Here is a 10,799-nt window from a genome sequence, read left to right on the forward strand (position 1 = left end):
ATATCGGTTTATAGATGAGTTTAATTATTATTTGTTTCGATTTTGTTGACCTGCGCCATCTCTTCGCTACGGTTGCCGTTCGATTGTTTCTCCGTAGAAAGCATGCCGCAAGCCGCAAAGATATCCTCGCCCCGGGAAGCGCGTATGGTACAAATAAACCCTTTAGAGGACAAGAAATCCCGAAAACGAATCATTGTGCCGTCAGAAGCCGGTTTCAGTTCACTTTGTGGGATGACATGAAACCGGATTAAATTGATGCGGCAGTCGAGTCCCGAGAGCAGCTTTGCCAATTCCCTTGCATAGATCAGCGAGTCATTGATGCCGTCAAACATAATATATTCAAACGACAAACGACGTTGGCGACTCCAATCGTATGGCCGAAGTAACTCGATTACATCATTCATCGGGTAAGCTTTCTCGACCGGCATGAATGTTTGCCGTTGAACCGATAAAGGACTATGCAGGCTGACGGCCAAATGGCAGGTGCTTTCGTCGAGGAAGCGTTTCAATTTCGGAACGATACCGATGGTGGACAACGTAATGCGCTTCGGGCTCCACGCCAATCCGTAATCGGCCGTAAGCAATTCGATCGCTTTCATTACGTTATCGTAATTATCGAGAGGTTCGCCCATTCCCATGAAAACGATGTTCGTGAGTTTATCGGCGTTGGGTACGGAATATATTTGATTCAATATTTCATTCGTCGATAAGTTCCCTTTAAATCCCATTTTGCCGGTCATGCAGAAATCGCAATTCATTTTACACCCTATCTGGGAAGATACGCACAGCGTCAACCGGTCATCTTCCGGAATATTCACCGATTCAATAAATGCTCCGGAAACTGTTTGGAAAAGCATCTTCTGTGTCCCGTCGACCGATGTTTGAATATCAACCGGCTGCACACGCCCTACCTGAAAATGTTTTTTGAGCACATCCCTGTTTCGTAACGAGATATTCGTCATTCCGTCAATGGAGTCGACTCGTTTTATGTATACCCAATCGGCAATTTGTTTAGCCGTAAATTTAGGCAATCCGAAAGAAAGAATGGCTTCCGTTATTTCAGCCAATGTCATGCCGAGTAAATAGTGTTTTGAAATCATCAACGTCTCTTGTTCTTGAGGAGACAAAGATAGTCAGTATTTGTGAAATACATTCCATCAACTAAAAAATCCGCACATTCATGAGTTCTAACGGGAAATACTATTTATCCCCATAGTGTCCCCATGCACTGATTACGACCACCGTTATGATATCTTCATAGATTTGATAAATAAGCCGGTGTTTGCCCGTTATTCTTCTTGACCATTGTCCTTTTCTGGCTCCTATTAATGGTTCCGGGTTTCCTGTTCCTGTTGTAGGATGTTCTCGGAGCTCCTTTATAAGATTCGTAATTTTTGCTAATATTGCTTTCTGGCCCGACTTCTTATGAGTCCGGACATCATCGATAAATTGTTGTTTATATTTTATTATATAGTGTTTTTCATCCGTTTTCATAAACTAAAAAGAGCATTTTCCTCTTCTTTAGACAAGGTTAGCGTTTGTCCTTGACGGGCTTTATCAAGGTGTTCGAGATTTCGCGTATCTGCAAAAAATAAATCTCCTGAAGGACTTACGTCAAAAGGATTAACCCTATATTTAGAAGGGATAGACATAAATTCTTTAATCCAATCCTCACTTAGTAATATTTTGTCAGGTTCGTCTGTTACAACCAACTGAACATATTTGCGCCCTCTTTTAACAGCAACTTTTTCTTTTTCAGCTAAATCAAAATAGGTCTTTGTTTTTCTTACTATTTCTCTCGTTGTTATTATCTTCATATTTTCTGTTTTTGATACATACAAATGTATGTACGATTTCCTGTATATACAAATTATTCTATTCTTTTCCGTATATTTGTCATTCAAAATCATTCAATCAATCATTTTTCTTATGAAAAAGTATCTGTTTTTATCAATCTGTTCCCTATATACATTCATGGCGATGGCACAACAAACACCTATCGTATTATTTCCTGACGGAGCCCCGGGAGAAACACGGAAACTTACTCAAAAAGACGACTTGAGCGGCGATAAGGTTGCCGGATGCCCGGTACTTCGTATCAGCGACGTGAGCGAACCCACCCTTACCTTCTATCCGGCGCCAGCGGATAATAACACCGGTGCAACCATTATTGTAAACCCCGGAGGCGGGTACAATATATTGGCTTACAATCTCGAAGGAAGCGAAATTTGTAAACGTTTCAACAGTCACGGCCTCAACTGCGTATTGGTAAAATACCGTGTGCCCCGCCGCGAAGGGAAGGAAAAACACGAAGCTCCTTTGCAGGACTTGCAACGAGCCATTGCCTATACGCGCTCACATGCTACAGAGTGGAAAATCGATCCCGGCCGCATCGGCGTCATGGGATTCTCTGCCGGAGCGCATTTAGCGGCTGTTGCCAGCAACCATTATTCGCAAGCGACTTATCCTAAAGTGGATCGGTATGACGAAACCAGCCTGCGCCCTGATTTTTGCATATTGATTTATCCGGCTTATCTCGACGGGCCGAATTTCAGCATTGCTCCCGAACTGAAAGTCACCGAAAATACTCCACCGACAATCCTTGTACAAACGCAAGACGACCACCGTCTGCTAAACAGCAGTCTGTTTTACTATTATGCTCTTAAGGAGGCCGGCGTACCGGTTGCCATGCATCTTTACCCTTCCGGCGGACACGGGTACGGCCTCCGGAATACCGGCGATTTGGTCAACGAATGGCCTTATCGTGTACTGAATTGGTTGCAGGATATCGGAATGACGCGGTAATCAGCAGCCGTCTTCCATTGCACAATCTTCTCCGGCGGTTTCGAACTCAATCGTGACATGCTGAATGTCATGTTCCGCTAATTTTCTGCGGATCGAATCTTTTAAAGAGTGAAGGGCGGTCATTGGCAAGGGTTCATTCAGTACCACATGGACGGTCATTACGTTATATTCGCCATCGGCCGACCATAGATGCACATCATGTACACTCTGTATTTCAGGATACGATTCGATCATTTTCATGATTTCATCGGTATCGATACGGCTCGGGCTGCCTTGCAAAATAATCCTCCAACTTTCTTTCATATTCCGGAATACATTATAGAGTATGAATACCGCAATGGCAATGGATAATATGGGGTCAATGACGGGCAGATCGGTAAAATGCATTATTCCCGCTCCGATAAGTACGGCAACCCATCCCAACACATCCTCCAGCATGTGTAGCGAAACGACTCTTTCGTTGATCGAATGCCCTTTCCGTAAGCGGAGCACGGCCGCGCCATTCACGATTACGCCGAATACAGCGAGCAAAAGCATGCCGCCGGTGTCGGGTTGTTGAGGCGAAAATAAACGAGGCAAGGCATGAACAAGGATCAATACGCTACCGACGATTAAGACAATAGAATTAATGACGGCTCCCATCAACGAAAACCGTTTATAGCCATAGGTGTAAATTTTATTGCTTTTCTTCTTAGCCAATTTTTGAAAGTACCATGCAAGCCCAAGCGAAAAACTATCGCCCAGATCATGTACGGCATCCGATAGAATAGCCATGCTATTCGTCAATATTCCCCCGATAAATTCTATCAATGTGAAAGACAAGTTCAGGAAGAACGCCGTTTTAATATTCTTTACATCTTCGTGATGATCGTGATGATGAGTATGCATTGTCCTATGAATAAAAATATAAGGATTATAACGTTATAGTAAAAAGAATGTTCTTGTTTTGACTTTTCTATCGATTTTCAAAAATATCCGGAAGAGCAACTGGAAAAAAAGAGAAAGCTTAGGCAATAATTTGTTTTTAACCTCCTTATATTGCATTTAAATATCTACTTTTGTATTACAAATATTAAGAAGTTATTTTTATAAAATTAAAAACAATGAAACATCTGAGTTATCTGTCGTTGTGCATAGCGGCATGGATGATGTTCGCATGCACCTCTTCGAGAAAAGAAACAACAATGTTGAATCAATCTGATTATCCCGCACCTCCTGTCGCGGAAATGAAGCCCGATACGTTTAAGAATTTCGGGCAAGTACGTATCGACAATTATTTTTGGTTGAAAGATAAAAACAATCCTGCGGTGATTGACTATTTGAATGCCGAGAATACCTATACCGATACGGTGATGGCTTCGACCAAACAATTGCAACAAGCCATTTATGACGAAATCCTCGGCCGGATGAAGGAAGATGATGAAAGCTATCCTTCGTTTAGTGACGGATATTACTATTACAGTCGTACCGAAAAAGGAAAACAATACCGCACCTATTGTCGAAAAAAAGGCTCCCTGCAAGCTTCGGAAGAAATCATTTTCGACGTTAACAAGATGGCCGAAAACAAGTCCGCTTTTATCTTTGCCGGTTATTCCGTTAGTCCGGACAATAGCAAAGCGGCTTATTTCTACAATGAAACGGGGTCTTATGCCGAATTTACGATGAAAGTAAGAGACCTTGCTTCCGGAGACGATATTGGATTCGCTATCGAGGGGGCAAGCTCTTCTGCCTGGTCGACCGACAACAAGACTTTATTTTATGGGGTTGTCGACAATACGTTACGTTCCTATCAGATACATCGGCGTCAACTCGATGCGCCCCAAAGCGCCGTGGTATATGAGGAAAAAGACCCTAAATTCAGTGTCTACGTATCGGGCGACAAAAACGACCAATTCATTTTTATTTCCAGTGGCAGTTCTACTACATCGGAAGAGCGTTTTATTCCGGCGGATCAACCTCTTGCCGCCTTCAACCTATTTGCCCCGCGCGTACAAGATGTCGATTATTCCGTATATCCCCATAAGGAAAAATTCTTTATTCGCTATAAGGATAAAGAAAATCTGAACGGTAAGATTTATGAGGCTCCCTTTACCGGTTATGAAGACAAGAAGACCTGGAAAGAATTCGTGCCGCACAATCCGGATGTACGCATCGAAGGGTTAGATATCTTGAAAGATTACGTCGCGCTCGAATTTCGTAAGAACGGCCTGGCGGAAATTGAATTGAAACCGGTCGCCGGAGGCGAATCGAAATATATTACTTTCCCCGAACCGGTGTATACGGCTTCGTTGGGAGGAAATCCCGAATATGACTCGACCACTGTGCGCTATTCCTATACCTCCCTCAACCGCCCCAACACATTATATGAATATGATATTCCGACGGGTGAAAGCAAGGTGTTGAAAACTCAGGAAATTCCGTCCGGTTTTAATCCCGACGACTACATTGTCGAACGGCTATGGGCAACCGCTCCCGATAGCGTGCAAGTGCCGATGGCCATCGTTTATAAAAAAGGATTGAAGAAAAACGGACAAAATCCGGCGCTGCTGTATTCTTACGGTAGTTATGGGATGAGTTCGGATGTGTTTTTCAGTACCAGTTTTTATAGTCTGATCGACCGGGGATTTATTTTCGCGATCGCTCAAATACGTGGCGGAAGCGACTTAGGCGAACAGTGGTATGAAGACGGCAAACTCCTGAAAAAGAAAAATACCTTCACCGATTTTATCGCCTGTAGCGAGAAACTCATAGCCGATAAATACACTTCGCCTCATAAATTGGCCGCCATGGGTGGCAGCGCCGGAGGATTGCTGATGGGCGCCGTTGCCAATATGCGGCCCGACCTGTATCAAACCATCGTCGCGCAAGTGCCTTTTGTGGATGTAATCAACACGATGCTGGATGATACCTTGCCCCTCACAACGGGCGAATATGAAGAGTGGGGCGATCCCAATGTACAGGAATATTATGATTATATGCTTTCTTACTCGCCGTATGATAACATCAAAGCGCAAAATTATCCCAATATGTTGGTTACCGGCGGGCTGAACGACTCACAGGTGCTTTTCCACGAACCGACTAAGTACGTAGCTAAGTTGCGTGCGCACAAAACCGATGATAACTTATTGCTGCTACATATAAATATGGATTCGGGGCATGGTGGAGCCACCGGCCGTTATGATGGCATTAAGGATACGGCATTCGAGTTCTCGTTCATCTTGAACCGGGTCGGAATAAATGAGTAGTTTTTAATTGACAATAAAAATTCAAATCATTTTAAGGAAGTTCTCCGTGAGGAAAGCTTCCTTATCTTTTTTACGGATGGCTAACGGAGGCTTTTTCGCAAAGTGTCGGTTGTTTCATCGCTTGTTTATCTATATCCATCACGACAAGCGAGGCGATGGTCATGCCGAACATGGCGGGTATATAGGAACTCGTTCCATTAATGCGGGCTTTCTGGCTGCACCATTCATGGTTTGCCAAATCCGGATCGCCGGGGCCTTCCACAGCTTTCGGACATAAACATTTTTCCGTACCGCAGGAAGTGTTTTGTCCCTTGTTCTGCAATAATTCATCGCTGTACACACAAAGGAATTCCTTGTTCAATCCGCCTTCTCTACGGATCCGTTTGCGTAAGACGGCGCCGAGAGGACATCCCTTCACTTGCATAAATTCAGCGACACGGATGCGGGTAGGATCTATTTTCAGGGCCGCCCCCATCGACGAGAAGAAAGTCGCATGGGTTTTAACCGCTTCGCGAATGAGATGTATTTTGTTCGAAAGGCTGTCGATGGCATCAATGATGTAATCGTACGAGTCGAGACGGAAAGAATCGTGCGTTTCGGGGCTATAAATCTTCTGCAACGCCACGATCTCCGCGCGCGGATTAATCTCCAACAGCCGGTCCCTTAATATCTCGACTTTTACTTTTCCGATGGTTTTTGTGGTGGCGATTAACTGGCGGTTCACATTGGTGATGCAAATGCGGTCGGAATCGACTAATGTCAAGTGCTTTATTCCTGAACGGATCAGGCTTTCGGCACACCAACTGCCGACGCCTCCTATGCCGAATATAATGACTCTTTTATCTGCCGCATGCTGCATAAAGCCTTCGCCCATGAGCAATTCGGTTCGCTGGAACAGTGCTTTTTCGATTCCCATAAAAACGCTTTATTCAAAAAACGGCGCAAAGATAGGAATTAGATTTGTTATTCCCCAATCCTGCACGAATCACTTCACTCGCGTTTTTGTATCGCCCTTCTGCAATTCTATTTTGCACGAATTCTTCAAAATAGTTTCCCAAAGAAACGGATGTATTACGTCCCATAGTCTTTTATTTTATAATTAAACTGCAAACAAAGTTCCCAAAAATAGGTACTAAAACAAGGAGGAAATGAATTTTTAATGATAAATTGCTACATTTGTAATCCGATTACAAATAAAATTTTCTATAATGTTCACAACTTCTCAAAAAAATACGATTCTGCTGAAGTTGGCGGAAAAATTGGAGCAACGCTCCGGAGAGATTATCGCGGCAAACGGGCGTGACCGGGAGGCGTATCCCAACATGGACACTTCCGTGAAAGACCGATTGACAACGGACGAACGGAAAATCGCATCCATGGCCGAATCGTTACGGCAGGTGGCGGCTTTGCCCGATCCGGAGGGAAAAGTGCTGTATGCGTTTACCCGTGAAGACGGATTGCGCATCGAAAACCGTACGGTTCCGTTCGGTACCATCCTCATTATTTACGAATCCCGTCCCGATGTGACCATCGAAGCTGCGGCAACCGCCTTTAAAGCCGGCAATCGCATTTTGCTGAAAGGAGGAAAAGAAGCGAGACATACGAACCTTCAGCTTGCCGCATTGTGGCGGGAAGCGCTTGTCGAAGAGCATATCGATGAGAATTATATCACGTATCTCGATCTGTCGCATGACGAAACGCAACGCCTTATACGCGAAAACAGCCGGCATATCGATCTCATTATTCCGCGAGGTGGAGAAGGTTTGATCCGCTTTGTACGTGAAAATACGTCGATTCCGTTACTCATCAGCGGCAGGGGGAATAACTTTCTCTTTGCCGACCGGGATTGTGATTGGAGGATGGTCATTGATATTGTCCTGAACGGGAAGAGCCGCGTAAGCGTTTGCAATGCATTGGACAAAGTGTTGATTGATGAACAACTGCCGGATATAAGCGCCAAACTCGCCACCCTGATGGATGCCCTCACGGAAAAAGGCATTCACGTTACCGGAGATGCCGCCGTTCACCGCCTTTATCCGGCCATTACGCAGGAGACGGATGCCGGGGTGTTGTCGCAGGAGTTTTTATCGCCCCGATTGTATATCGCCACCGCTTCCGACACACAGGATGCGATCGAAACCATCAACCGGTATTCGGGCGGGCATTCGGCAGCCATCGTTACCAACCGTGGGGAACAAGCCGACGCGTTCATGCAGCAAGTCGATTGTGCGGCGGTATATCAGAATGCTTCCACGCGCTTTACCGACGGCGGACAGTTCGGCGTGGGGGCCGAAATCGCCATCAGCACACAGAAACTGCACTTCCGGGGCCCTCTCGGCGCTCAGGAATTGGTCACCAATAAATGGTTCGTGTACGGCAACGGACATACGAGGATTTAATGGACAATGCACAATTGATAATGGACAATCTTGAATGAAAAAGAAACTCGTTATAAAAATAGGGACATCGACACTTACGGCCGGGACAAACCGTATCTCATTCGCCGTGATCGAAAGTCTGGCGCGGCAGATCGTTGCCCTGAGACAAACATACGACATCGTAATCGTCTCGTCCGGAGCCATCGCTACCGCGCGCCAATTTGTGGAAATCAACGGTTTCAGTAAGAAGGTCGAATCCAAGCAGGCTATGTCGGCTATCGGACAGACCAAGCTCATGGAGATATACGATACCGTGTTCGGGACATTCGGGCTGAACATCGCACAGATATTAATGACTTACCGTGATTTCGAGAACGATATGGCTAACAGGAATACGCGTAACACCATCCGAAAACTGTGGGAGGTGGGCTATATCCCCGTCGTCAACGAAAACGATACGGTGGCTGTCGAAGAGATTGTGCTCGGCGATAACGACCGTTTGTCGTCGCTCGTATCGGTCATCATCGAAGCCGATTTGTTGATTCTCGTATCGGATATCGACGGCATATTCGACCACAATCCGCATCTCTTTTCCGAAGCCCGTCTTATCGAGGAGGTTTCCGATACCCATTCGGTGAAAGATTATATCGAAGAAAAACATTCGACCTTGGGCACCGGCGGCATGGCCTCGAAAATCCATGCGGCGGAGACCTGCCTGGCGCATGGCGTGGAAATGTGGATTGTGAACGGCCAACGCGCCGACTATCTGGTCAATGCCCTTAAAGGCGACATTCCGTTTACTAAATTCAAAAGAAAATGAATCACGGATTTATCGGTTTCGGCCATCTGGCAAACGCTATTTACGAAGGATTGAGAGAGGAGGAAGACCTGCGCTTCGGCTATTTCGCCCGCAACGATAAACAGTCCGGCCTCCCTTTTTTCGCCCGACTCGAAGATTTGCTCGCATTTTCCGATGTCATCTGGCTGACCATTAAGCCTCAGGATTTATCGGGCATATTGCAACAATTGCAATCCTTTCCTTACACCGACAAAGTCTTTGTTTCGCCGGTAGCCGGCAAAAGCATCGCATTTATCGAACGGTATTTAGACAAGAGTGCAACTCTTGTACGCATCATGCCCAATATGGCGGTGGCTTACCGCAAGTCGGTGACGGCTTTTGCCACTAATCGGCCTGACGACGAAAAGGTGCAAGCCGTGTACCATACACTCGCCTCGTTAGGAAAAGTCGTCCGGCTGGAAGAGCCCCAATTCGACTTGTTTACGGCCGTATTCGGTAGCGGCCCGGCATTCATTTTAGCCTATCTTAAAGCCTTTAAAGATAAAATACGTGCCTTCGATTTGCCGGAAACCGTACTCGATGCGTTAGTGTTGGAATTATCCGAAGGAACGCTGCGCTATTATTCCGAAGGATGCCGGTCGCAGACCCTCGAAGAACTTATCGGCGCTATCAGCAGCAAAGGCGGAACGACTCAAGCGGGACTCGACTATTTCCGTGACCACCGTCTCGCGGAAACGGCTGATGAAATGCTGGAAGCCGCGCGAAAACGATCGGAAGAAATGGGCCGGGGATAGGGCTCCGCGATAACACGCCTTCGGCAATAGCTACCTTCGGAACGATAGGCTTGCACCGATAGATTCTTTCGGAATGATAGGGCTTCGCCCGATATTATCGAAGAGCGTTGAAAAAGTCCCAAATGACAATGCCCGCAGTAACGGACACATTGAGGGAATGTTTGGTTCCGAACTGGGGAATTTCGAGACAACCGTCGGAAGCATCGATCACTTCCTGCTGCACGCCGTGCACCTCATGCCCGAGCACAATCGCATAGAAATGCTCTTTTTGGGGAACAAATGTGTCCAATGAGACACTGTTTTGCGCCTGCTCGATGCTCCATACCTCATATCCCTGCTCCTTTAACTCGTGCACAGCCGATAACGTATCCCCGGCATACCGCCAACCGACCGAGTCTTCGGCCCCTAAGGCGGTTTTATGTATTTCGGGATCCGGCGGAGTGCCGGTTATGCCGCAAAGGACGATCTCCTTCACGCGAAAAGCGTCGGACGTACGGAAAACCGAACCGATATTATTGCGGCTGCGGACGTTGTCGAGCACTACGACGAGCGGAATCTTTCCGGCTGAGCGAAATGCGTCAATGCTCAACCGATTTAATTCTTCAATTTTTAACTTGCGTCTATTCAAGGGTTTTTATTTTATTGATAATTTCTTCGAAAGCGACTTTTTGTCCGGGTACAACTTTTGTTTGAGAATGGAGGCGGACAATAATGAATACATCCTCCAATGATGCCATATAAAAGTCGGAACCTGAATGGCTTTATTCCTTTTCCCTGA

Annotated in this window: 12 protein-coding genes; 5 read left to right on the forward strand and 7 right to left on the reverse strand. The window is 46.0% G+C overall.

All coding sequences use genetic code 11. The features are described from left to right. Positions 1 to 20 precede the first annotated feature (20 nt). The 3 genes from rlmN to ABNK31_RS00475 all read right to left on the reverse strand — a co-directional run bounded on the left by rlmN (position 21) and on the right by ABNK31_RS00475 (position 1,817). Positions 21 to 1,097: a 23S rRNA (adenine(2503)-C(2))-methyltransferase RlmN gene (rlmN, locus tag ABNK31_RS00465; RefSeq protein WP_418895446.1), complete on the reverse strand. Its 1,077-nt coding sequence runs from the start codon at positions 1,095 to 1,097 to the stop codon at positions 21 to 23. A 103-nt stretch (positions 1,098 to 1,200) separates the two neighbouring features. After that, positions 1,201 to 1,494, reverse strand: a complete 294-nt coding sequence (locus tag ABNK31_RS00470) for a Txe/YoeB family addiction module toxin (RefSeq protein ID WP_418893820.1) — start codon at positions 1,492 to 1,494, stop codon at positions 1,201 to 1,203. Further along, complete coding sequence (locus ABNK31_RS00475) at positions 1,491 to 1,817, reverse strand: hypothetical protein (RefSeq protein ID WP_321578924.1); 327 nt, start codon at positions 1,815 to 1,817, stop codon at positions 1,491 to 1,493. Before ABNK31_RS00475 ends, ABNK31_RS00470 begins: the two co-directional genes overlap by 4 nt. A gap of 112 nt (positions 1,818 to 1,929) precedes the next feature. On the opposite strand from ABNK31_RS00475, the gene ABNK31_RS00480 reads away from it, so the two are divergent. Next, the gene (locus ABNK31_RS00480; protein ID WP_418893821.1) at positions 1,930 to 2,805 is read left to right on the forward strand and encodes an alpha/beta hydrolase; all 876 of its coding nucleotides are present in this window, start codon (positions 1,930 to 1,932) and stop codon (positions 2,803 to 2,805) included. Here the strand turns inward: ABNK31_RS00480 and ABNK31_RS00485 are convergent, their stop codons facing one another. Continuing rightward, on the reverse strand, positions 2,806 to 3,693 hold the full coding sequence (locus ABNK31_RS00485) for a cation diffusion facilitator family transporter (protein WP_418893822.1): 888 nt from the start codon (positions 3,691 to 3,693) through the stop codon (positions 2,806 to 2,808). Between the two features lie 215 nt (positions 3,694 to 3,908). Here ABNK31_RS00485 and ABNK31_RS00490 point away from each other — a divergent pair, with 215 nt between their 5' ends. Then, positions 3,909 to 6,050, forward strand: coding sequence for a S9 family peptidase (locus ABNK31_RS00490; RefSeq protein WP_418893823.1), 2,142 nt, complete (start codon positions 3,909 to 3,911; stop codon positions 6,048 to 6,050). A 70-nt stretch (positions 6,051 to 6,120) separates the two neighbouring features. On the opposite strand, the gene ABNK31_RS00495 is transcribed toward ABNK31_RS00490, so the two are convergent. Together ABNK31_RS00495 and ABNK31_RS00500 are read right to left on the reverse strand one after the other, a co-directional pair. Then, on the reverse strand, positions 6,121 to 6,966 hold the full coding sequence (locus ABNK31_RS00495) for a ThiF family adenylyltransferase (RefSeq protein WP_418893824.1): 846 nt from the start codon (positions 6,964 to 6,966) through the stop codon (positions 6,121 to 6,123). Positions 6,967 to 6,979: 13 nt separating this feature from the next. Next, entirely contained in the window at positions 6,980 to 7,132 is a 153-nt protein-coding gene (locus ABNK31_RS00500; RefSeq protein WP_418893825.1) for a type II toxin-antitoxin system ParD family antitoxin, read from the reverse strand. Positions 7,133 to 7,258: 126 nt separating this feature from the next. Here ABNK31_RS00500 and ABNK31_RS00505 point away from each other — a divergent pair, with 126 nt between their 5' ends. From ABNK31_RS00505 to ABNK31_RS00515, 3 genes are read left to right on the forward strand one after another with little or no spacing between them, the layout of a single operon-like run. Further along, entirely contained in the window at positions 7,259 to 8,449 is a 1,191-nt protein-coding gene (locus tag ABNK31_RS00505) for a glutamate-5-semialdehyde dehydrogenase (protein WP_418893826.1), read from the forward strand. A 34-nt stretch (positions 8,450 to 8,483) separates the two neighbouring features. Further along, positions 8,484 to 9,248 (forward strand): glutamate 5-kinase, encoded by a 765-nt coding sequence (gene proB / locus ABNK31_RS00510; RefSeq protein WP_418893827.1) that lies wholly within the window; start codon positions 8,484 to 8,486, stop codon positions 9,246 to 9,248. Next, entirely contained in the window at positions 9,245 to 10,021 is a 777-nt protein-coding gene (locus ABNK31_RS00515) for a pyrroline-5-carboxylate reductase family protein (protein ID WP_418893828.1), read from the forward strand. Before proB ends, ABNK31_RS00515 begins: the two co-directional genes overlap by 4 nt. 94 nt (positions 10,022 to 10,115) lie before the next feature. On the opposite strand, the gene ABNK31_RS00520 is transcribed toward ABNK31_RS00515, so the two are convergent. Then, the gene (locus tag ABNK31_RS00520; RefSeq protein WP_418893829.1) at positions 10,116 to 10,649 is read right to left on the reverse strand and encodes an RNA methyltransferase; all 534 of its coding nucleotides are present in this window, start codon (positions 10,647 to 10,649) and stop codon (positions 10,116 to 10,118) included. Positions 10,650 to 10,799 lie beyond the last annotated feature (150 nt).

This window comes from Limibacterium fermenti, from assembly GCF_041902845.1.
In the GTDB taxonomy this organism is placed as follows: Bacteria; Bacteroidota; Bacteroidia; order Bacteroidales; family Dysgonomonadaceae; genus Limibacterium; species Limibacterium fermenti.